This window comes from Actinokineospora bangkokensis, from assembly GCF_001940455.1.
GTDB classification, from domain to species: Bacteria; Actinomycetota; Actinomycetes; order Mycobacteriales; family Pseudonocardiaceae; genus Actinokineospora; species Actinokineospora bangkokensis.
Genome location: NZ_MKQR01000011.1, coordinates 256,167 through 277,471, shown reverse-complemented (window position 1 = coordinate 277,471; position 21,305 = coordinate 256,167). Strand labels below are relative to the sequence as shown.

General features: G+C 75.5%; 24 protein-coding genes. 16 read left to right on the top strand and 8 right to left on the bottom strand.

What is annotated here, in order from left to right:
• The first annotated feature begins 47 nt into the window (after positions 1-47).
• From BJP25_RS12210 to BJP25_RS12175, 9 genes are all read left to right on the top strand, one after another.
• Complete coding sequence (locus BJP25_RS12210; protein ID WP_075974984.1) at positions 48-638, top strand: RNA polymerase sigma factor; 591 nt, start codon at positions 48-50, stop codon at positions 636-638.
• On the top strand, positions 629-1,171 hold the full coding sequence (locus BJP25_RS34125; protein WP_075974983.1) for a hypothetical protein: 543 nt from the start codon (positions 629-631) through the stop codon (positions 1,169-1,171). The genes BJP25_RS12210 and BJP25_RS34125 overlap by 10 nt, the downstream gene beginning before the upstream one ends.
• 46 nt (positions 1,172-1,217) lie before the next feature.
• Positions 1,218-1,718 (top strand): hypothetical protein, encoded by a 501-nt coding sequence (locus tag BJP25_RS12200; protein ID WP_408607142.1) that lies wholly within the window; start codon positions 1,218-1,220, stop codon positions 1,716-1,718.
• Positions 1,715-2,050 carry a hypothetical protein gene (locus tag BJP25_RS12195; RefSeq protein ID WP_075974981.1) on the top strand — a complete coding sequence of 112 codons (336 nt, stop codon included), beginning with the start codon at positions 1,715-1,717 and terminating at the stop codon, positions 2,048-2,050. Before BJP25_RS12200 ends, BJP25_RS12195 begins: the two co-directional genes overlap by 4 nt.
• Before the next feature lie 74 nt (positions 2,051-2,124).
• Positions 2,125-2,583 (top strand): Asp23/Gls24 family envelope stress response protein, encoded by a 459-nt coding sequence (locus tag BJP25_RS12190; protein ID WP_075974980.1) that lies wholly within the window; start codon positions 2,125-2,127, stop codon positions 2,581-2,583.
• 103 nt (positions 2,584-2,686) lie between these two features.
• A complete protein-coding gene (locus BJP25_RS34975; protein WP_198943450.1) occupies positions 2,687-2,863 on the top strand; it encodes a hypothetical protein in 177 nt (58 codons plus the stop codon).
• 4 nt (positions 2,864-2,867) lie between these two features.
• Positions 2,868-3,260 (top strand): Asp23/Gls24 family envelope stress response protein, encoded by a 393-nt coding sequence (locus BJP25_RS12185; RefSeq protein ID WP_075974979.1) that lies wholly within the window; start codon positions 2,868-2,870, stop codon positions 3,258-3,260.
• Positions 3,257-3,793, top strand: coding sequence for a DUF6286 domain-containing protein (locus BJP25_RS12180; protein WP_075974978.1), 537 nt, complete (start codon positions 3,257-3,259; stop codon positions 3,791-3,793). The genes BJP25_RS12185 and BJP25_RS12180 overlap by 4 nt, the downstream gene beginning before the upstream one ends.
• Complete coding sequence (locus BJP25_RS12175) at positions 3,790-4,356, top strand: hypothetical protein (RefSeq protein WP_075974977.1); 567 nt, start codon at positions 3,790-3,792, stop codon at positions 4,354-4,356. The genes BJP25_RS12180 and BJP25_RS12175 overlap by 4 nt, the downstream gene beginning before the upstream one ends.
• Positions 4,357-4,377: 21 nt before the next feature.
• Here BJP25_RS12175 and BJP25_RS12170 read toward each other — a convergent pair whose 3' ends face one another.
• The gene (locus BJP25_RS12170) at positions 4,378-5,349 is read right to left on the bottom strand and encodes a DAPG hydrolase family protein (RefSeq protein WP_158075643.1); all 972 of its coding nucleotides are present in this window, start codon (positions 5,347-5,349) and stop codon (positions 4,378-4,380) included.
• 90 nt (positions 5,350-5,439) lie between these two features.
• Between BJP25_RS12170 and BJP25_RS12165 the strand changes: the two genes are divergently transcribed.
• On the top strand, positions 5,440-6,030 hold the full coding sequence (locus BJP25_RS12165; protein ID WP_075974976.1) for a TetR/AcrR family transcriptional regulator: 591 nt from the start codon (positions 5,440-5,442) through the stop codon (positions 6,028-6,030).
• A gap of 75 nt (positions 6,031-6,105) precedes the next feature.
• Here BJP25_RS12165 and BJP25_RS34970 read toward each other — a convergent pair whose 3' ends face one another.
• The 6 genes from BJP25_RS34970 to BJP25_RS12135 all read right to left on the bottom strand — a co-directional run bounded on the left by BJP25_RS34970 (position 6,106) and on the right by BJP25_RS12135 (position 14,369).
• On the bottom strand, positions 6,106-7,350 hold the full coding sequence (locus tag BJP25_RS34970) for a DUF6801 domain-containing protein (RefSeq protein ID WP_075974975.1): 1,245 nt from the start codon (positions 7,348-7,350) through the stop codon (positions 6,106-6,108).
• Positions 7,351-7,549: 199 nt separating this feature from the next.
• Positions 7,550-9,787: an ATP-binding protein gene (locus BJP25_RS12155; protein ID WP_233158036.1), complete on the bottom strand. Its 2,238-nt coding sequence runs from the start codon at positions 9,785-9,787 to the stop codon at positions 7,550-7,552.
• Positions 9,788-9,833: 46 nt separating this feature from the next.
• Complete coding sequence (locus BJP25_RS12150) at positions 9,834-10,916, bottom strand: helix-turn-helix domain-containing protein (RefSeq protein ID WP_075974973.1); 1,083 nt, start codon at positions 10,914-10,916, stop codon at positions 9,834-9,836.
• Between the two features lie 134 nt (positions 10,917-11,050).
• Complete coding sequence (locus BJP25_RS12145) at positions 11,051-12,343, bottom strand: glycosyltransferase family 2 protein (protein ID WP_075974972.1); 1,293 nt, start codon at positions 12,341-12,343, stop codon at positions 11,051-11,053.
• A complete protein-coding gene (locus tag BJP25_RS12140; protein ID WP_075974971.1) occupies positions 12,337-13,299 on the bottom strand; it encodes a glycosyltransferase in 963 nt (320 codons plus the stop codon). The genes BJP25_RS12145 and BJP25_RS12140 overlap by 7 nt, the downstream gene beginning before the upstream one ends.
• Entirely contained in the window at positions 13,296-14,369 is a 1,074-nt protein-coding gene (locus BJP25_RS12135; RefSeq protein WP_143219027.1) for a glycosyltransferase family protein, read from the bottom strand. The genes BJP25_RS12140 and BJP25_RS12135 overlap by 4 nt, the downstream gene beginning before the upstream one ends.
• 77 nt (positions 14,370-14,446) lie before the next feature.
• On the opposite strand from BJP25_RS12135, the gene BJP25_RS12130 reads away from it, so the two are divergent.
• From BJP25_RS12130 to BJP25_RS12105, 6 genes are all read left to right on the top strand, one after another.
• Positions 14,447-15,373 carry a WcbI family polysaccharide biosynthesis putative acetyltransferase gene (locus BJP25_RS12130; RefSeq protein ID WP_198943449.1) on the top strand — a complete coding sequence of 309 codons (927 nt, stop codon included), beginning with the start codon at positions 14,447-14,449 and terminating at the stop codon, positions 15,371-15,373.
• A 166-nt stretch (positions 15,374-15,539) separates the two neighbouring features.
• Positions 15,540-16,667, top strand: a complete 1,128-nt coding sequence (locus BJP25_RS12125) for a glycosyltransferase (protein ID WP_084793931.1) — start codon at positions 15,540-15,542, stop codon at positions 16,665-16,667.
• Positions 16,664-17,683, top strand: a complete 1,020-nt coding sequence (locus tag BJP25_RS12120; RefSeq protein ID WP_075974968.1) for a glycosyltransferase — start codon at positions 16,664-16,666, stop codon at positions 17,681-17,683. The genes BJP25_RS12125 and BJP25_RS12120 overlap by 4 nt, the downstream gene beginning before the upstream one ends.
• Positions 17,680-18,504, top strand: coding sequence for a glycosyltransferase family 2 protein (locus BJP25_RS12115; protein WP_075974967.1), 825 nt, complete (start codon positions 17,680-17,682; stop codon positions 18,502-18,504). Before BJP25_RS12120 ends, BJP25_RS12115 begins: the two co-directional genes overlap by 4 nt.
• 285 nt (positions 18,505-18,789) lie before the next feature.
• Positions 18,790-19,347: an RNA polymerase sigma factor gene (locus BJP25_RS12110; RefSeq protein WP_075974966.1), complete on the top strand. Its 558-nt coding sequence runs from the start codon at positions 18,790-18,792 to the stop codon at positions 19,345-19,347.
• A gap of 29 nt (positions 19,348-19,376) precedes the next feature.
• Positions 19,377-19,874 (top strand): pyridoxamine 5'-phosphate oxidase family protein, encoded by a 498-nt coding sequence (locus BJP25_RS12105; RefSeq protein WP_075974965.1) that lies wholly within the window; start codon positions 19,377-19,379, stop codon positions 19,872-19,874.
• A gap of 40 nt (positions 19,875-19,914) precedes the next feature.
• On the opposite strand, the gene BJP25_RS12100 is transcribed toward BJP25_RS12105, so the two are convergent.
• On the bottom strand, positions 19,915-21,225 hold the full coding sequence (locus tag BJP25_RS12100) for a lipase family protein (protein ID WP_075974964.1): 1,311 nt from the start codon (positions 21,223-21,225) through the stop codon (positions 19,915-19,917).
• Positions 21,226-21,305 lie beyond the last annotated feature (80 nt).

The following is a 21,305-nucleotide window of genomic DNA, read 5'->3' as shown; positions in this document are numbered from 1 at the left end:
GGGTCCTAACGGGGTCACAGGACGACCGATCAACGAGGAGACCGGGCATGGTGGCCGGCGCGGTGGGTCTGGACGACGCGCAGGAGGCCGGTGGGACCGGCGAGCTGGACGACGTGACGCTCGTCAGCCGGGCCCGCGACGGCGACGCGCACGCCTACGAGCAGCTGGTGCTGCGCCACCAGGGGCCGATCTTCCGGCTGGCCGTGCGGATGCTGGGCTCGCGCGCCGACGCCGAGGACGTCACCCAGGAGGTGTTCGTGGGCGTGTGGCAGCGGCTGGGGCAGCTGCGCGACGACGCCGCGTTCACCGGGTGGCTCTACCGGGCCGCCACCAACCGGTGCCTCAACACCCTGCGCTCCCGCAGGCCCGTCGCCGACGACGAGGCCGACCAGCTGCCCGACCGCGGACCGGTGGGCAAGCCGGAGCGGGAGGCCGAGACCAGCGCGCAACTGGCCGCGCTGCGCTCGGCGCTGCGGGGGCTCACCCCGCAGCAGCGGGCCTGCTGGCTGCTGCGGGAGGTGCACGGTCGCTCCTACGAGGAGATCGCGCGCGCGTTGGGCGTCACCAGCGCCACCGTGCGCGGACGGATCGCGCGGGCACGCGCACAACTGGCTGAGGTGATGTCGCCATGGCGATGAACGCGAGCACGCGGGGCCACCCCCTGCCCTGCGGTCGGGACCTGGAGGGGGTGTGGGAGCACCTCGACGCCCCCGACGGGCACGAGCGGGGCTGCCCGGACTGCCGGGCGGCGCGGGCGGACCTGCTGGTCCTGCGCACCGCCACCGCCGAACTGGTCGAGGAGGACCTGCGCCCACCGCCCGGGCTCACCGGGCGGATCATGGGCGCGGTGCGCGCCGACCTGCGTCGCCGGGACCTGGTGGCGCTGCCCGCCACCGCCCCGGACACCGCTCGGATCAGCACCCGGGCCGCAGCGGCGGTGCTGCGCTCGGCGGTCGACGCCGTCGACGGCGTCCGCGCCCGGCACTGCGGGGTGGCCGAGCGCGCGGACGGCGTCGTCGAGGTCGACCTGCACGTGGCGGTGTCGCCCGGGCACCTCTCACCCGCCGCGCTCGACGCGGCGCGCGACCGGGTGGTGGCCGCCGCCGGCGCGCGCATCGGCTGGGCAGCGGTCAAGCTTGACCTGACCGTGGTGGACCTGCTCGACCCCTGAGCGGGAGCGGGGCCGCCACCGCGACCCCTGTGGAGGAGAACGCGTGTTGACCGTGCGAGTTCCGCGGCGGGGCGCCGCTGACCCCCGGTGCTCCTGGTCGGTGGCGACCCCCGTGGTGGCCGCGGTGGCCGCCGACGCGGCCGCCGGGGTCGCGGGGGTGGCCCGGCTGGAGACCGGCGTGGTGGGCCTGATCGGGTCGGCGGTGCACCAGACCCGGCAGCGGCTGGCGGGCACCACGCCCGCCGACGTCGACGGCGTGCGGGTGCGCGTCGAGCCCGGGGCCGCTGGCGCCCCAGTGAACCCCGCAGACCCCGCGGACCCCGAGGACGCCGTGGGCGCTGGGGATGCTGAAGACCGCGAGGACGTCGTGGACGTGGAGGTCGACATCGCCCTCGACGGGTTCGACCAGGCGGCCGCGGTGACGAGCGCGGTGCGGCGCGCGGTGCGCGACCGGGTGGCCGCGGCCACCGGTATCCGGCTCCGCAGCGTGTGCGTCACCGTCCTCGACGTCTCCGTCGACGACGCGGTCGCCGGGGGCCGGGCGTGACCCCGCGGACGGAGGCCGTCGACGCCGTCCTGGCCGCCCTCGACCTCGTCGACGGCGTGCGCCCCGCCGCCCCGGTGGCTCCCGGCCTGCTGCCGTGGGACGTCAACGCCCTCGCCGTCGACCTGCTCGACGACACCGCCGTGGTGCACCTGGTCGCGCTCAGCTTCCCCCTCGCCCCCGTGCTCGACTCCGCCTCGGCGGCGGTCCGCGCGGCCCTGGCGGGCACCCGGTGGGGTGCCGCGGAGGTCCGGCTCGTCGTGACCGGTGTGGACGCCGCGGCGTTCACGGGCACCGCGCCCCGTCGAGACCTGGATCACCCGATCGGGTCGTGACATCCCCCCTCCCGCCGTGTCTTACCGGTGTGGGCGCAGCGGCGCCCGGAACCGAGGACGGACCGGAGGACGAGATGACCACCGCCACCAAGCAGTCCACTGAGGACAAGGCCGGGCAGGCCGGGGGCACCGGCGCGCTGGTGACCGAGCACGGCACCACCACCGTTGCCGACACCGTCGTGCAGAAGATCGCGGGCCTGGCCGCCCGCGAGGTGGCGGGCGTGCACGCGCTCGGCGGCGGCGCGGCCCGCGCGTTCAACGCGCTGCGCGAGCGCATCCCCGGCGCGACGGCCTCGGCCGGGCAGGGCGTGTCGGTGGAGGTCGGGGAGAAGCAGGCCGCGGTGGACCTGCAGCTGCTGGTCGAGTACGGCGTCTCCATCGCCGACCTCGCCCGCTCGGTGCGCCGCAACGTCATCACCGCCATCGAGCGGATGACCGGCCTGGAGGTCGTCGAGGTGAACATCAACGTCACCGACATCCACCTGCCCGAGGACGACTCCGACGAGCAGCCCCAGCCCGCCCGCGTCCAGTAGCACCCCCACCCACTGACCCCCATCCACCACGCCCCCGTGGTGCGCCGCGACCCGCCCGCCCCGCGCGGCGGGCGCGGCGGCACCGCCCGAGGAGGACACCGCCATGACCACAACCCAAACCGGTCTGCTGACCGGGCTGCTGCTCGGCCTGGCCGCCGCGTTCGGCGGCTTCGGCGCCTTCGTCGTCGTGCTCGTGCTGGGTGCGCTCGGCCTGCTCGCGGGCCGCGTGCTCGACGGCAAGCTCGACCTGGCCCAGCTCGTCGGCCGCGACCGGGGGTAGGGCCGTGGGCACCGCACCCGCGGCGGCGCGCCAGGCGCCGGAGGACCGCGGCCGCACCACCATCTCCGACCGCGTGGCCGAGCGCGTCGCCGCCGCGGCGCTGACCGAGGTCGACGGCGTCGGCGGGGTCGCCAAGCGCGTGCTCGGTGTCGCCCTCTCCGGCGACACCGCTGACCGGGCCGCCCGCGTCGACGCCACCGTCAGCGGCGACCGCACCACCCTGGAGGTGCACCTGTCCGTGGACTACCCGACCCCGGTGGCCACCACCACCCGCAAGGCGCGCGAACACCTCGTCGAGCGGGTGGGGGAGCTGACCGGGCTGGCCGTGGACCGCGTGGACATCACCGTGACCGCCCTGCGCCCCGACGCCTCGGAGCGGAAGAGGAGAGTGCGATGAAGCGCCGCCCCCGCCGCAGCACCCCGGCCGTCCTGGTCGCCCTTGTGCTGCTGGCCGCCAGCGTGCTGGTGGGCGTGAGCGCCGTGCAGCAGCTGCTGGGCGAGCCCACCTGGATCAGCTACGACAGCGCCGCCCGCGCGCTGAACGGCCTGCGGTGGAACGACACCGCCGTGCTGATCGCCGCGGGGGCGGTCGGCCTGGTCGGCGCGGTGCTGCTGCTCAGCGCCGTCACGCCCGGCCGCCCCACCGTGCTGCCCCTCGCGGAGGGCGCGGGCGGCATCGACTCGGGGGTGTCGCGGCGCAGCTACCGCAGCACCCTGCGCCGGGCCGCGGCGTCCGTGGACGGCGTCACCGGCGCCGCGGTGTCGGTGACGGCGCGCGCGGTCAAGGCCGTCGTGACCACCAACCGCGTCGACACCACCGGCCTGTCCGAGGCCGTCCGCGCGGCCGTGCAGGACCGGGTCGACGCGATCGGCCCGCAGCGGCCGCCGACGGTGAAGATCAAGGTCAAGGCACCGAGGAGCACCCCATGACCAGCCTCAACCGGCCCGCCCGGCTCAACCGCGTGCTGCTGCTCATGACCGGCCTGGTGATGCTGGCCGCGACCGCGTTCGTCACCGGCGTGTGCCTGCAGATCGTCACCGCGGTGGCCCCGGGCTCGGCGCTCGTGCCCGGCACGCAGCTGCCGCCGCCCTGGGTGCTCTACGTCGTGGCGGGTGCCGCCGTCGTCGTGGCCGGGCTGGCCGCCCGTTGGCTGCTGGCCCAGCTCGCCCGTGCCCCCAAGTCGACCACCTGGCACTTCGGGGACGACACCGGGCAGACCTCGCTGGACCCGGGCGCGGCCGTGGCGCCGCTGCTCGACGAGGTGAAGGACCTGCCCGGCGTCGCCGACGCCCGGGGAACCCTCGCGGGCAAGCAGGGCAGCCCGACCCTGGCCCTGGTGATCACCGCGGACCAGGAGGGCAACCCCACCGAGATCCGCAGGCACCTCGCGGAGACGGCCCTGCCGCGGTTGCGCCAGGCCCTCGACATCGCGGACCTGCCCACCACCGTCGAGTTCCGCTTCGCCGCCCGCGCGCCGGAGCGGGTGCGCTGACCCCGAGGCGCTCGGCGTGCCTCAGTGGTAGTCGGCGTAGAGGGCGGGCAGGAACGAGGCCAGGTGGTTCATCTCCCGGCCGCAGTGCTCCATCAGGCTGCGCCCGAACTCGGCGGTGAACGGCAGCGGCTGGGCCAAGGCGGGGCCCTCGCCCCGGTTGTGCGCGGCGAGGGCCGCCAGGGCGTCCACCGAGGTCAGGCCCGGGATGTTGAGGTAGAACCGCGAGCGCATCTCCGCCCCGCCCGCCACCGGGCGCACCTGGTGGGCGAGGTAGCCCAGGGCGATCGGCAGCTGCGCGCTGGCGACCCGCCCGTAGACGACGGTGGTGGTGTCCGAGGTGCGCAGCCCGGCGCCCGCGGGGTCGAGGAAGCTGATCGCGAGCTGTTCGAGCTGACCGCCGATGAACTCGTCGACGTAGCTGGTGTTGCCGATGTAGCGCTGCCGGTCGGTGAGCCCGGGTGCGGTGGTGGTGTCGCGCAGCAGCCCGGCGTAGGCGTGGGCGTCGGGGTGCCACAGGCGGTAGCGGGCGGACTCGCCGGAGTGCCAGCCGAACCACCAGTCCCACATCGCCGCGGTCACCCCCGGCATCCGCGTCAGCGCCGCCGCCCACACCGTCCGCCCGTCCGGCAGGGTCCCGTACCCGGTCTCCACCGGCGAGTGGTCGGCGCGGTTGAGGTCGGCGGCCAGCCGGTCGAAGGTGGGGATGCGGTCGCTCGGGACGGGGTCGCCGAAGTAGGCGTCAACCACCTGCTGCTGGGCGGGCAGGGTCGAGGACCGCATGTACTTGGCGTAGGGCTTCGCCAGGTCGGCGGGCTTGTACCCCAGGTACCGCGGCTCGTCGAGGTCGATGGTCGAGGGCAACCCGCCCGCCCGGGCCGTGGGCGCCGCCTCGGCGCCGCCCACCGCGGAGGTCACCCCCACCGCCGTCCCCGCCCCCGCGGCCAGCGCCCCCGCGGAGGAGGCGCGCAGCAGGGTCCGTCGGGAGATCGCCATGCCGACCCCATTCCTCTACATCTGTAGTGACGTGGGTGGTCAGCGTCGCTCGGACCGCTGCCGATGTCAAGCAGGCCCTAGGATCGGCGGGTGGCCGGACGACCCAATGCCGAGCGCCGGGCGGCGATCGGGGACGCGACGCTGCGGGTGCTGGCCCGCGGTGGCGGGCGGGCGCTCACCCACCGGGCGGTGGACGCCGAGGCGGGCCTGGCCGCCGGGTCGGTGTCCTACTACGCGCGCAGCAGGCAGGCGCTCGTGGGCATCGCGGTGGAGGCGCTGTTCGCGCAGGACGCGGCGGTGGCGGAGTCCGCGCTGCGGCGGGCCGTGGTGCCCGACGCGCCCGCGACCGCGCGGCGGGTCGCGGCGGACCTGGCCGAGTTCGTGGGCGTCATGACCGCGCCGGAGCACCGCTACCGCGTCGTCGCGCGGTACGAGCTGCTCGCGGAGGCGGCGCGTGAGGACGGTTTGGCGGCGCAGTTCCGCGTGCAGCGCAACGCCTTCGTCGAGTTCGCGCGGCAGGTCCTCGCGCGCTTGGGCGCGCCGGACGACGACACGGCGTGTGACGTGCTGGTCACGACCCTCGACGGCCTGCTCCACCGGCAGGTGCTCGCCGCCGCGGAACCCCTGCCGCCGCGGGCGGTCGAGGAGGCGCTGCGGCGGGCGCTGGCTGCTTGGTCCTGAGTGTCCGGCCGGTCCTCAAGGGACACAGCGTGGGCCGGGTCCGTGCGGACCCGGCCCACGCGTGCGCGTCGACCGCTACTTCTTGATGGTCAGGTCGATGTCGATGGTGTTGCCGGAGCTGGCGACGAAGGGCCCGATGAAGGCGCCCAGCGGGCCGCAGTCGGCGGTCTGGGCGAGGTTGTAGGTGCCCGCGACCTTGCCGCCCTTGAGCACGTCGAAGGTGCCGGTGGACTTGAGCTTGATCGCGGTGGGGGTGGGCGACTTGCAGGTGTCGCCCTGGTAGATCGGGATGCCGAAGAGCTTGATGCTGGTCAGCACCACGTCCAGCTTGCCGTCGAAGGTGATCGAGCCGGTGGTCACCGTGCCGGAGGCCTGGCCGACGGGCTTGAAGGCGATGCTCGACTCGACCGGCAGGAAGCCCAGGACCTTGAACTGGCCGCTGGTGTCGTCCAGCGCGAGGTCACCGGTGTAGGTGCCCTTGGCCAGGTCGGCCACGGCGTTGAACGAGCCGCCGAGGGCCACCGTGCCGTTGAGCGACTTGAGCACCGAGGTGCCCTTGATCGCGTAGTTCACCTTCACCCCGTTGCTCGGCGGGGTCGTGGGCGGCGTGGTGGGCGGGGTCGTCGGGGGAGTCGTGGGCGGCGTGGTCGGGGGAGTGGTCGGCGGGGTGGTGGGGGGAGTCGTGGGCGGGGTGGTGGGGGGCGTGCTGCCACCGCCGCTGGTGATGGTGAAGGTGTGCAGGGTGGTGTTCTGCCCCGGCGCCAGGGTGCAGGCGGAGTCGAAGGTGCCCAGGCCGGTCTCGGCGCCGTCGGCCGTGCGCGGGGTCAGCGCGAGCGTCAGGTTGCCCACGTCGATCTTGGCCTGGCCGGGCTGGGAGAAGGTCAGCGACGGCGCCGAGCCCTCGGCGGGCACGTCGAACGCGCCGGAGGCGGGCACCGGCGTCTTGGCCACGGTGATCGGCACGTTCACCGGCAGCGTCAGGCCGGGCGCGGTGACGGTGGAGGCCGCCTTCGCGGTGCCCTCCACGGTGGTCGCGCCCACCAGGGTCAGGCCCTGGGTGGCGGTCTCCGGCACGGTGGTGATCGCCTTGATCTTGATGGCGCCACTGGCCTGGCCCACCGCGATGGACTTCGGCAGGTCGGTGGAGATCACCGTCTTGATCTGCTGGTTGCCGATCAGGGGGAACGGGCAGCTGTAGTCCAGGGTGAGCGAGACCGGCTCGGCCGAGCTGCTGCCGCCGCCCGCCAGCAGGCCCGCGGCCACCAGGCCCGCCGCGGCGGCCGCGGTGATGCCCGCGACGACTGTGTTGCGAGGTTTCACGGTATTCCCTTTCAGGGCACAATGCGCAGAGGAATTGTCGACAACCTGGCTCGAACTGCTCGCCACCGCTTGTCGGCTCGGCCAGTCAACACTTTTCCGGCACCCCGCACAACAGCACTACCTGCGGTTTCCTGAATTTGTCAGCATCCGATACCGGGATTTTCCGGCGTTCCTCACGGGTCAACGAGCGCGGCCGCGCTCACCCGCCCGCGGCGACCCACGCGGCCACCTGGGCGCGGGTGCGCACGCCGAGCTTCGCGCGCACGTTCGCCACGTGCGCCTCGGCCGTGCGCGGCGCGATGACCAGCCGCGCGGCGATCTCCCGGTCGGTCAGCCCCTGCGCGACCAGCCCCGCGACCTCCGCCTCGCGCGCGGTGAGCCCCACCGCCGGACCGCGCGCCGGGGCCTGGGCGGACTCGCCCAGCGCGAACGCCACCGCGGCGTCGATGCCCGTGGCCAGCCCCGCGGCGAACTCCTCACCCGCGGCCTGCGCGCCGATGGCCTCGATCACCGCGGCGGTGTCGCGCTGCTTGTGCCCGGCGAAGGCGGTGTTGTCGGTGAGCGCCGTGCCCAGCGCGCGGGCCGCCGCGGTGGCGGCGCCGAGCAGGCGCGCGGCCCGCCGGTGCTCGCCCAGGTGGGTCGCGGCGCCCGCGAGCGTGGTCAGCGTCAGGGTGACCACGGTGCGCCCGTCGACCCGGCGTTGCAGGCGCATGACCTCAAGCCCGGCCTCCCGCGCCGCCGCGGGCTCGCCCGCCAGGTACTCCAGCGCGCTGAGCGCCCACAGCGCCCACGCCCGCCAGCACACCTCGCCGATGGCCTGGCACTGGGCGATCGCCCCCACCAGCACCTGTCTGCCCGCCGCCGGGTCGCCCGCGCGCGCCAGGGCGAGCCCGAGGGTGCAGGTCGCCCAGACCTGCCCGCCGCGGTCGCCCGCCGCTCCCAGCGCGTCCACCGCCTCCTGGAACAGCAGGGCGGCGCGCTCGTCGTCGGCGTCGACCAGCGCCAGGTAGCCGCGGGTCAGCGTGCGGTACGCCGAGGCCAGCGGGTCGGTGTCGGGGACGGCGTCGAGGGCCGCGCGGCAGGCGTCCCGGTCGCCCTGCATGAACGCCAGGAACCCCAGCAGCCACAGCGCCCGGCCCCGGGCCGGGGCGTCCGGCGGGGCGGCCGCGAGCAGCCTGCCCAGCCACAGCCTGCCCTCGGCGGTGAGGCCGTGGGCCATCCAGAACTCCTTGGCCGCCGCCGCCACCCGCAGCCCCTCGGCGGCCTCGGCCGGGTCGCCCGCGCAGAAGTCCAGCGCCCGCCGCAGGTCGGCGTGCGCGCGGCGCACCCGGCGGATCCAGTCGACCTGCCCGGGGCCGAACCACCCGGCGGCGAAGCCGTCCACCAGCGCCGCCACCCGGTCGCGGTGGCGGGCGCGCACCGCGGCCTCGCCGCCGGAGCCGCGCAGCCGCTGCTCGCCGTGCTGGCGCACCATCTCCAGCATCCGGTAGCGCACCAGGCCGCGGTGCTCCTCGCGCTGGAGCACCGACTTGTCGATCAGCCCGGTGACCGCGTCGAGCACGTCGGCCGCGGCCAGCCCGCCGCCCGCGCACACCTGCTCGGCGGCGTCGAGGTCGAACGCGCCGGGGAACACCGACGCGCGCGCCCACAGCAGCCGCTCGCCGGGGGTGCACAGGTCGTGGCTCCACTCGATGAGCGCGTGGATGGTCGAGTGCCGCGCGGGCCCCACCGCCCGACCCCGGTCGAGCAGGCTGAACCGGTCCGCGAGCCGGTCGGCCAGCTGCCCCACCGACAGCGACCGCAACCGCACCGCCGCCAGCTCCACCGCCAGCGGCAGCCCGTCGAGCGCCGCGCACAGCCGCACCACGTCCTCGGCGTTGCGCTCGGTGACGGCGAAACCGGGCACCACCGCGGTGGCCCGGTCCACCAGCAGCCGCACCACCGGGGCCGCCGCCAGCTCCGCGAGCGGGGTGCCCGGGGCGGGAACCGGCAGTGGGGCCAGCGGCACCAGCCACTCACCGGGGACACCCAGCGACTGCCTGCTCGTGGCCAGCACCCGCACGCCGGGGCAGCCCGCGATGAGCGCCGAGACCAGCTCGGCGCACGCGTCGACGAGGTGCTCGCAGTTGTCCAGGACGATCAGCGCGGTCCGCTGCCCGAGGTGGTCGACCAGCATGTCCACCGGGGTGCGCGTGGTCTGGTCGCCCAGCCCCAGCCGCTCCGCCAGCGCGGCGGCGACCAGCTCCGGCTCGCGCAGCTCGGCCAGCGCCACGGCCACCGCGTCCGGGGCCACCGCGGCCGCCAACCGGGTCTTGCCGACCCCGCCGGGGCCGGTGATCGTGACCAGCGGGTGCGCGCCCAGCAGCGCGACCACCTCCGCCGCCTGCGCGGAGCGGCCGACGAAGCTGGTCACGCTGACCGGGATCGACGCACCCACACGGGGGATTATGGTCCCCCGGGCCGCCGAGCGCGGGTGCGGCCGGTCAGCGGCGGTGCCGAAGCCGCGCGCGCACGGCCAGCTCCAGCTCGAACCGGCGACGGGGATCCTCCAGCCGGTCGCCGAACAGCTCGGTGAGCCGGGTGAGCCGGTAGCGCACGGTCTGCTGGTGCACCCCCAACCGGTCGGCCATCTCCGCGACCCGCCCCCGGGTGGCGAACCACTGGTCGAGCGTGGCCAGGTACCGGTTGCGCTGGTAGGCGCGCAGCGGTGCGAGCGGGGCCAGCAGGTCCTCGGCCAGCGCCTCGATCAGGAACTCGTCGGTGAACAGCGCCAGCGGCAGCAGGTGGTCCTCGCAGTCGAGCACCGGGTCCTGCGGCAACCTGCCCCGCGCGACCAGGTCCAGGGCCCGCACCGCGGTCCGCAGGCCCCGGGCGGCGTGCCCGGTCGCCACCGCGGGGCTGATGGCCGCCCGCCAGCCCGGCAGCGCCGCGGCGAGCGCGGCCCGGTGGCAGCGGGTCGCGGGCACGACCGCGCACGGGTGCGGGCCGTCGAGGTCGAGCAGCGCCTCGGGCCCGAGGTCGGCGTGCCCGCGCCGGTCCTCGTCCGGGACCCGGCGCAGCGCCACCACCCGGACCTGCTCGGGCACCTCCCACCCCGCCTCCGCCGCGACCTCGGCCACCTGGGCCCGGCCCGCGGGTGGGTCGGCGAGCAGCAGGCCCATCAGCCGCTGCCTGGCCACGGCCCGCGACACCGCGGGCGACCCGCACTCACCCGCCGCGGCCAGGTAGGTGAACAGCACCTCGGTGGCGCGCAGGACGTCCTCGGCCGGGGCGCCCCCGCGCTGGGCGACCTCGGTCGCCACCCGCCACGCCACCCGGGCCCCCACCCGGTAGGCGCGGGCGGTGTCGTCGCCGTCCGGCAGCGTGGCCCAGCGGGCCCGGAACAGGGCGGACCACTCCTCGGCGTCCCACTCGTCGGGGTGCGCGATGGCCTGCACGCACCCGGCGACGGCCGTGCGCACGACCTCCACGAGCGGGTCGAGCAGCGCCGGGGCGGGGGTCCCCGGCCGCAGCGCCTCGACCACCTCCGCCCGCAGCGCCGCCTGCCGGTCGAGGATGGCGGTCATCGGCGGCTCCGTCCGTCGCGGGGTGTTTTCCGCAACGGTGCTGCACGAATGCCGGAATGCCCATCCGGGGAATTACGGATATCGCCGCGGGAACGGGTACCTACGTAGTCCGTGTAGTCCGTGTAGTCCGCGCATCAGCGCCCGAGGGTCGAGAAGAAGTGCTCCAGGGAATGCCCGTCCGACGGCACGGCGTCGACGGTGACGCGTGCCCGGCCGAATGCGGAGATGACGTCGTCCGGGGTGAACCGGTGCCGCCACCGCTCGACTCGCCCCAGGCACCGGCTGCTCGTCAGGGTCGCCACCACGTCCCCGTCCGCCACCAGGTCGACCGCGCCCAGGTCGTCGCGGACCAGGACCGCCATCGCGGCCTCCACCGCGCCGCGCGCCAGCGGTGCGGACACGACGAGCCGGGCCCGGCAGCGCCGCCGCTGGTCGTCGCTCCACCCCCGCGTCCACACCGCCGCCCCGTACAGCTCCCGGACCGCGGGGTCGACGTCCGCGGGCAGGCGCACCCGCAGGTCGCCGGAGGTCTGGGCGAGCAGGGAGTGGGTGGTGCGGACGACGTCGGCGCCGGGGGCCAGGTCGACCAGCACGTCGGGCAGGTCGGCGGGCAACGGGGCGCCCCTGGTCAGCGGCTCGGGGATCAGCGCGGCCAACCGCAGGGTCTGCGCGTCGAGCGAGTCGCCCGCCGCGCTGCGCCCGGCCCAGTCCGGGCCGTCGTGCCAGGCCACCGCCGCGCTCTCCCGCACCAGCACGGCCCCGCGGTTCCACGCGCGGTAGGCCAGGTCCCAGTCCTCGCCGCCGTAGCCGACGAACCGCTCGTCGAACCCGCCCAGCTCGGTGAACAGCGCGGCCCGGCAGGCCAGCACGGCGCTGATCACGAACCGGAAGCTGCGCCCGTCGGCGTCGAGCAGGTCGCGCGAGCCCGCGTACGCCTCGGCCAACCACCGCGGCGGCGGCAGGCGGCGGGCCGTGCGCGGGTCGGCGTCCACGGCGACACCGGAGAAGTCGGCGTGCTCGCGCCTGCCGACCGCCAGCGCGTCCGGGCAGCGGGCGACCGTGCGCACCAGCGCGGCGAGGAAACCCGGTTCCGGCACGGTGTCCGCGTCCAGGAACACCAGCACCTCGCCGGTGGTGTGCCGGGCCCCGAGGTTGCGCGCCGCCGCCGCGCGGAAGCCCAGGTCCTCCTGGCGCACGACGCGGATGTCGAGCCCGCAGCGCGGGGGCCGCGGGGGAGTGGCCGAGCCGTCGTCGGCGATCACCACCTCCAGCGGTGCCAGCGTCTGCCGGGCCAAGGCGGAACACGTCCGCTCCAGTTCGGCTTGCTGTTCGTAGTGGACGATCACCACGCTGACCGTCGGCACCGGTTCGGGGTAGGGCTCCAGCAGGTCCCAGCGGTTGTGCGGGACGAAGACGTCGGTCAGCACCCGTCGACCACCGACTGGTACAGCTCCACGTGCCGCTTGCCCACGTCCTCCCAGCGGGGCGGAGACGCCGTCCGAGTGTGCGCGCCGTCCCGCAGCGCCCGCGAGAGCAGGTGGTCCAGCGCGTCCCGGTCGTCGGCCTCGTAGAGGTGCACCGCCCGGGGGTTGCGCTCGACGACCTCGCGGGAGAACTCGTTGGCCGCCACCAAGGGCCTGCGGCTGCCCGCCAACCAGCTCATCAGCGACCCGCTCGCGCTCACCTGCCGGGCGGGGACGAGCGGGGCCGTCACCGCGGCCAGCGCCGTGGACATCTCCGCCTCGCCCAGCGGACCCGTCACGGTGAACCGGACACCCAGGCTGCCCGCCAGCCCGTGCAGCTTGACCACCAGGTCGCGGTGGTCGCGCGTGGCCGAGCCCAGCGCGACCACCCGCGGCCGCGTCGGTTGCCGCGCCGCGGCCCTGATCGCCTCCTCGTGCCCCTTGCCCGGGTAGATGAACCCGGCGACACCCACCGACGGCTCCGCGAACAGCGCGGGCGGCGGGCTCGGCGGAGCGGACCTGGGCAGCGGCAACGGGATCACGTGCGGGCGCTCACCCGTCAGCGCCTCGACCTTGTCCGCCTCGTGCCGCGCCGACACCACCACGGTGACACCGCTGGTCAGCACCCGGCGGTACGCCGCGGAGCGACGCGAGTCCCTGGCCGGGTCGGGATCGTTGCCGGGGAGGTCGTGCACGGTGAGCACGACGGGCTCGGGCACGTCGGCCAACCACTGCGTGAACGCGTCCGCCGCGGCGGAGGCATCCCCCGGGTAGAGGCTGTCGGAGAACTGGACGTGCACCACGTCCGGGTCCGAGGCCGCGATGCGCACGCCCTCGTCGGCCAGCAGCCGGGCCAGGTGCCGCGCGTGCCGGGCGACCCCGTGGTGGGCAGGCCCGGGGCAGTGCATGCGGACCCTCATCCGGCACGGCCCGCCAGTCCGAGCACCGCGCCCGTCGAGGCGATCACGTCCCGGTACACCCGCTCGTGCGTCGCGGCGACGATGTCGCGCTGCCGCAGTCGATCCGCCGCCGTCGCCCGCCAGCGGGGTGGGCTCTCCCACGCCGAGCGCAGCGCCGAGCGGACCGAGTCCGCGTCACCGGGTGCCGCGTCCCACCGGTAGACGAGGCAGGGCGCCTGCTGCGCGTAGTGGCCGCACGAAGGCACGAGCGCTGTCGTCCCCAGGTCGTAGCACGCCTCCAACCAGCCCGAGTGCGTGCCGAACCGGTACGGCAGCACCGACACGTCCAGCGCCGACAGGTACTCCCACAGCTCGTCGTCGCTGAACCTCGGGTGCACGCGCAGGTCGACGTCCTGGCCCGCCAGCGCGCGGGCCACGGCACGACCTTGCGGGTCGTCGTGCGCGTCGACGCGGATCGTCACGCCGGGCAGGTCGCGGGCCGCGCCCCGCAGCTGCTCGACCACGCCCAGCGGATCGGAGTTGGCGCGCAAGCTCTTGGCGTGCACGCCGACGACGAAGCCCGAGTGCGCGCGCCTGGGCTTGTCCAGCCACGGCACCGGCACCACGTGCGGGTGCGGGACGACGACCGCCGCGCGCCCCCAACGCGACGCGATCTCCGCCGCCGCCCCGGGGGTCAGGGTCATCACCGCGGCCGCGGCCGGGACGAGCACGTCCAGCGCCGCCGAGTGGGCGCGCTGGTCGGTGAAGTGCGGGTTGTGCAGGTCGTGCACGGTCATCACCAGCGGACGGCGCACCGAGCGCAGCGCGGCCACCAGCGCCGCCAACCCCTCCGGCGAGCTGTCGTCGAAGCCGAAGTGGACGTGCAGCACGTCGAAGTCGTCCGCGTGGGCCAGCACCCACTCCGGGCGCAGCATCCCCGGCGGCCACCACTGCCCCGGCGCGGCGCCCGGCACCGGCACGTCGGCCAGCCTGCGCACCGAACCGCCCCCTGTGGCGGGCGACAGGTGGTGCACGTACGGGTGGTCGCCGGGCACGGAGGCGACGCGCAGCGGTCGGGCACTGGTGGGCACGAGCCGCGAGTCCCCCGAGCGCGCCCCCGGCAAACCCGAACCCGGCGAAGTGACCGGACAGGGTGGACGATGGCCCCGTGGACCCGGGACGACGAGCGCACTACGGCGACTTCTACCAGTATGGCGACTTCTACCAGCACGAGCGCACCGGCGAACCGGTCGGCGTCGTCTACGGCAACTGCCAGGCGGAGTCGGTGCGCGTCGCGCTGTCGACCTCACCGACGTTCCCGGTGCGGCTGGTGCGGATCCCCCCGGTGCACGAGCTGACCGCGGACGACCTGCCGCACCTGACCTCCCTGCTGCGCGACGCGGTGGTGCTCGCGGCCCAACCGGTGCGCGACGACTACCGCGACCTGCCGCTGGGCACCGCCCAGGTCAGCGCCCTGCTGCCGCCGGGAGCACGGGTCGTGCGCTGGCCGGTCGTCCGCCACCACGGCCTGCACCCGTTCAACGCCATCGTCCGCCACCCCTCCGACCGCTCGCTGGACCCGCCCTTGGTGCCATACCACGACGTGCGCACCCTCGCCGAGGCCGCGGGGCTGGACTGGAAACCGGACCTGAGCCCCCGCAACCTGCGGCGGGTCGCCCGGCAGTCGGTGGACGACCTGGCCGCGCGGGAAACCGCCGCCGGGGTGGACGTGCGCGTGTCCGACCTGCTGCTGCCCGCCGGTGCGGCGGCCGCGCACACGATCAACCACCCGGGAAACGAGATCCTCGTCGCACTCGCGCTGCGCCTGCAGGAAGCCCTCGGCGTGCCAACGGATGCGCGCGATCCCGGTCGCACGCTGCTCGACAGCGTGCACGCACCGCTGCTGCCCGAGGTGGTCGACGCGCTCGACCTCGACGCGCCGCCGCGCGCGCACTGGCTTGTCGGGGGCCGGGAACTCGACGACGAGGTGGTCCGGCGCGCCCAGCTCGACTGGTACCGCGAGCACCCGCTGTGGGTCGAGGCGGGCACGGCCCGGCTGGCGCAGCGGTTGCGCCTGCTCGCCGCGGTGCGCTGAAGATCAATTTGTGGGGGCGCCCCCGCGGGCAGAAGATGGGCCGGGATCGTCAAGAAGCGGCGGTACCACCCTGTCGCCGCCGCGCGCCCCGGGTCCCGCAGCTCCAGCGCGGAGGGGAGCGCAGGCAGTCGGCACAGGGCCATCACCTTCCCCTCACCGGAGAGCGATGATCCCCCTTGCCCCTGCGCCGAACCAGGACCGCGACGACCAGCGCCACCGCACCGGCGAGCGCGCCCGCAGACCGCTGCGGTTGGCGCTGATCGCCTCACTGCGCTACGCCATCCGCCAACCCTTCGCGGGCGGGTTGGAGGCGCACACCTGGCAACTGGCAACGGGATTGGCCGCGCGGGGGCACGAGGTGCACGTGTACGCGGGCGCGGGGTCCGACCCCCGGCTGGACGTGCGCGGGGTGCGCCCGCTCCCACCGCTGTCGGAGTCGGCCCGCCAGGACGTCAGCATGCCCGCCGACCACTTCCTCGCCGAGCACCACTCCTACCTCCAGCTCATGCTCGGCCTGGCCGCTGACACCACCTACGACCTGGTGCACAACAACTCCTTGCACTACTTGCCCGTCGCGATGGCGGACGCGTTGCCCGCCCCCGTGCTCACGACCCTGCACACCCCGCCGACGCCCTGGCTGGAGTCCGCTCTGGACATCAACCGCACCAGTGGGCAGCACTTCGCCGCCGTCAGCGACCACACCGCGCGCATGTGGGAGCACTGCGTGCCCGCCCCGCACGTCATCCGCAACGGCGTCGACCTCTCGCTGTGGCGCCCGGGACCCGGCGGCGGGCCACCGGTGTGGTCGGGCCGGGTCGTTCCGGAGAAGGGCCCGGTGCCCGCGATCCTGGCGGCGCGGGCGGCGGGCACCGGCCTGCGGCTGGTGGGCCCCTGCCCCGACCGCGACTACTTCCGCACCGAGGTCGAACCGCTGCTCGGCGGCGCCGTCGAGTACGTCGGCCACCTCGACCACACCGCGCTCGCCGCCCTCGTCGGCTCGGCGTCGGTGGCCGTGGTGACCCCGTGCTGGGACGAGCCCTACGGGCTGGTCGTGGCCGAGGCGCTGGCCTGCGGCACCCCCGTCGCCGGGTTCGCCCGCGGCGCGCTGCCCGAGATCGTCGACGACACCTGCGGCGTGCTCGTCGAACCCGGCGACGTCAGCGGGCTCGCGGACGCGATCCGCGCCGCCGCCCGCCTCGACCGCGGCGCCGTGCGCCTGCGCGCGGAGACGACCTGCGCCGTGGAGCGCATGGTCGACGGCTACGAGGGGCTGTACCGGTCGGTGGTGTCGTGATCGCCTACTACGCCCACCACCACGGCAGCGGGCACCGGCACCGCGCGACCGCCATCGCCCGCTGCGCAGGCGTGCCCGTCATCGGGCTCTCCAGCGGCCCCGAGCCGCAGGACTGGCCGGGCGCGTGGGTCGCGCTGCCCGACGACGCGGCGGACGTCGACCCCGCGCGCGACGACGTCACCGCCCGCGGGCACCTGCACTGGGTACCGGTGGACAACCCGGGGCACCGCGCCCGCATGCACGCCATCGGCTCCGTGCTGGCCTCCGGCGAGGTGGCGCTGCTCGTCAGCGACGTCTCGGTCGAGGTGTCGCTGCTGGCCCGGTTGCACGGCGTCCCGGTCGTCGCCGTGGCGCAGCCGGGCGACCGCCGCGACCCGGCGCACCTGCTCGGCTACGGGATCGCCTCGGCGCTGCTGGCGCCCTGGCCGCGCAGGTCCGCGCCGGGCTGGCCGCGCGACTGGCAGGACAAGGCCCTGCACGTCGGCGGGTTCTCCCGGTTCGACGGCCGGCCGCGCACGGCCCCGTCGGGTGGGCGCAGCGTGCTGCTGCTGTGGGGGTCCGGCGGCATCGACGTCGACCCGGACGGCATCCGTGCGGCGGCCGCTGCCACGCCCGGGTGGCGGTGGCGGGTCGCGGGCCCGCGGGTGCCCGCCACCGAGGGCGACCCGGCGAACCTGACGTGGCTCGGGTGGGTGGCCGACCCGTGGCGCGAACTGGTCGACGCCGCCGTGGTCGTGACCCACGCGGGTCAGAACGCGGTCGCGGAGGTCGCCGCGGCCCGGCGCCCCGCCGTCGTCATCCCCCAGCGCAGGCCGTTCGACGAGCAGCACGCCACCGCGGGCGCGCTGGCCGCCGCCCGCCTGTGCGCCGTCGCGCCCGCGTGGCCCGCCGCCGCGGACTGGGCGGGCGCGCTCGACGAGGCCGAGCGCGTGGGCGGCGACGGCTGGTCGGCCTGGTCGGACGGGCAGGGCGCCCAGCGCGCCGCCGCCGAGCTCACCGCCCTGGCCCGCCGGTGACGCCGCGCACCGCCGTCGTGACCATCACCCACGGGCGCCACGACCACCTGCGCAACCAGTGCCTCGGCCTGGCGCTCGACCCGCCCGACCAGCACGTCGTCGTGCTGATGGGCGACGACCCCGAACCCGACCTGCCGCGGTCGGGACCGCGCACCCTGGTGCGGGTGCCCGCGGTCCCCGACACCGGGCTGCCGCTGGCGGCCGCGCGCAACCTCGGCGCGCGCACGGCCCTCGACGCGGGCGCCGACGTGCTCGTCTTCCTCGACGTCGACTGCGTCCCGGGCGCCGACCTCACCACCCGCTACCGCACCGCCGTCGCCGGGCTGGCCGAACCGGCGCTGGTGTGCGGACCCGTCACCTACCTGCCGCCGCCCCCGCCGGGCGGCTACCCCGTGACCCGGCTCGCCGGGTGGACCGACCCGCACCCCGCCCGCCCCGCGCCCCCGGACGGGCAGGTGGTGGCGGAGCAGCGGTGGGAGTTGTTCTGGTCGCTGTCCTTCGCGCTCAGCGCGGACACCTGGTGGCGCGTGGGCGGGTTCAGCGAGCTGTACACCGGCTACGGCGCCGAGGACACCGACTTCGCGCTCTCCGCGCACGCCGTGGACGTCCGCCTGCTGTGGTTGGGCGGCGCCCACGCCTACCACCAGCACCACCCGCCCACGCGGCACCGACCCGGCGTGGTCGAGCAGATGGTGCGCAACGCCCACACCTTCCACAGCCGCTGGCACCGGTGGCCGATGGTCGGCTGGTTCGAGGACCTGGCCGCCCGCCGGGTCGTCGACTTCGACCCGGCGGCGGGCACGCTGCGCGTCCGCCGCTGACCCCGCCGGGATTCACTGGATCGTGCGATACCGCCCCGGGCCTGTCGCGACCGGCCCGGCGTCGTGTTCGCGCCCGCCCCTCACTCGGGCACATCCCATGACGGCGAAGCAGTCATCTGGCGAATCCGCTGCGCCCTGTGGTTCCCTTGTCCGCAGTGGGTGCTGGTGGTGGTTCCGGTTGGGGCGCAACCACCACCCTCCGATGATCACAGTGGACGGTTAACGGCCCGCCCTCGGGCACCGATGCCCGCAGTGCTCGCACGAGGCCGACGCGAAGGGACCCGCGTGACGACCAACCAGGACGACCCCGCGGCGGACCCGGACCCCGCCGCGGTCGAGCGGGCCGCCGCCGTCGCCGTCCTCTACGCCGAGCACCGCCGCAGCGTCCACCGCTACCTGCGCTCCCGCGTCCGCGACGACGGCCTGGCCGACGACCTGGCCAGCGAGGTGTTCGTGCGCGCCCTGCGCCGCCGGACCGCGGTCCCGCCCGCGGACGAGGCCCTGCCGTGGCTGTTCACCATCGCCAAGAACCTCGTCGTCGACCACTACCGGTCCGCCAGGCACCGCCGCGAGGTCACCACCGCCGCCTTCGACGACGTGGTGGGCGATGCCGCGGGCCCGGAGCAGCAGCTGCTGCGCCGCGATGCCCGGGACTCCCTGCTGCGCTGGGTCGCGGGCCTGGGGGCCGAGCAGCGCCGGTGCGTGGAGATGCGGTTCCTGCTGGGCATGTCCGTCGACGAGACCGCCGCCGCGATGTGCCGCGGCACCGGGGCGGTGAAGTCGTTGCAGAGCCGAGCGCTGGTCAGCCTGGCGCGGTTGTCCAGGCTGGACGAACGCGGTTGAGCGCCGCGCGGGCGGGGCACCCCGACCCCATGGCCCATAGCGCAGACACCCGCAAGGCAGACACCCAGAAGATCGACGACCTGCTCTCCGACGTGCGGATCGGCATGCTCGCCACCACCGGGCCGGACGGGGCCGTGGTCAGCAGGCCCATGGCCCACCAGGAGTCCGACGGGGCGACCGTGTGGTTCTTCGCCCACCGCGCCTCGCGCAAGGTCGAGCACGTGCTGCGCGAGCCGTCGGTGCTGCTCACCTACTCCGCCACCGGCACCTGGCTGTCGCTGCGCGGGCGCGCCTCGGTGGTCTCCGACGCCGACCGCCTGCGCGAGCTGTGGACCACCGCGGCGGAGGCGTGGCTGCCCGAGGGCCCGGACTCCCCGGAGTCGGTGCTGCTGCGCGTCGACCTGGAGAGCGCGGAGTACTGGGACACCCCGGGCAGCAAGATCGCCACCACGATCGCCTACGCCAAGTCCAAGCTCACCGGCGAGCGCCCCGACCTCGGCGAGCACGACAAGGTCGACCTGACCTGACCCGGGTGGGGTGGGGGCCAGGCCCCCACCCCACCACCGGTCAGACCGCTGGGCCGACGGGCGTCAGCGGGTTGCCCGCCGGGATGGAACCGCAGGTCGACGGCGCCTGCTTGCCCGCGAACCGGTCGTTGAGCCAGGGCAGCGAATCCAGCACCCACGGCGCGACCCCGCCGACGTGGCTCAGCAGGTCGAATTGCTTGTACTGCACCCGCGTGCCCGCCGCGCAGTACTGCCGGGCCAGGGTGCGCACGTCACCGGTCACCATCACGCCGTCGCCGGCGCCGATGCCCGGCTTCAGCCCCGAGGTGCCCTCCAGGAAGCCCGCCGCGCCCTGCGCGATGTAGAGCGGCACGGTGGGGGAGGGGCGCTGGCCGAGGTTCAGCTTGTTCACCAGGTCCACGTAGACCGGGACGCTGGTGGGGTCGGCGTACTCGGGCTTGACCAGGTCGCGCCACGTCAGACCCGGGTAGGCCAGCAGGATGTTCGCCAACGACTGGTCCGCCATCTTCGCGAACACCGCGCGCCCGCGGTCGTTGAGGTAGGGGTCGATGTCCACCCCGTACCCGCGCGCCGCCCCGATGACCGCCGCCGCGAGCACCCCGGCCCACACCGTCGAGCCGCTGACGTAGTCGAGGTTGCGCGCCGGGTTCACCAGCAGACCGCCCTCGGCGACACCGACGAGGCGCTGGTTCACCTCCGGGGCGTAGGACGGGGCGAGCGCGGCGGCCCAGTTGCTGCCGATCGCGCCACCGGAGTAGCCGAGCAGGCCCACCCGGGTGGTGGCGTCGAGCCCGGTGCCGGGGGCGGTGGCCGACGCGCGGATCGAGTCCAGCGTGGTGGTGCCGTACACCGGGCCCGTGGCGAAGTCCGCCGTCGGACCCTCGGTGTCGGGCACCAGGACGGTGTAGCCCTGGGCCAGCAGCGGCACCAGCAGCGCGGTCTCGACGTTGACCAGCACCCCGCCGGGGAAGCGCTGGTCGCCCGCGATCACCCGCGACGGGCTGTCCGCCGGGCTGAGCGAGTCGTAGGCCGACTGGTAGGAGACGGCCTTGGCCTTCGCGGGCCGCTGGGGCGGCAGCACGATGGAGGTGGCGTTGGCGATCGCCCGCCCGCGCGCGTCGGTGGTCCGGTAGAGCACCTGCACGACCTTGACCGGCAGCGCGAGCCCGAACAGGTGGTAGTCGATGGTCCGCGACTTGAGCACCGTGCCCGGGGCCAGGTCGCCCAGCGGTCGCGGACCGGAGTAGGAGAAGAAGGAATCCGCGGCGTGCGCGGCCGGGGCCACCACCCCGCCCAGCAGCACCAGGGAGAGGACCGCCGCCAGGGCTGCCCGCAACTGCCTGCGTTTCATGGTTCACCTCGTTGTGAAAGGACGCGGGGTGTTCCCGTGCGAGCAGTCTGCTACCGCGGTCGGGGTTGCGTTAGGCACCA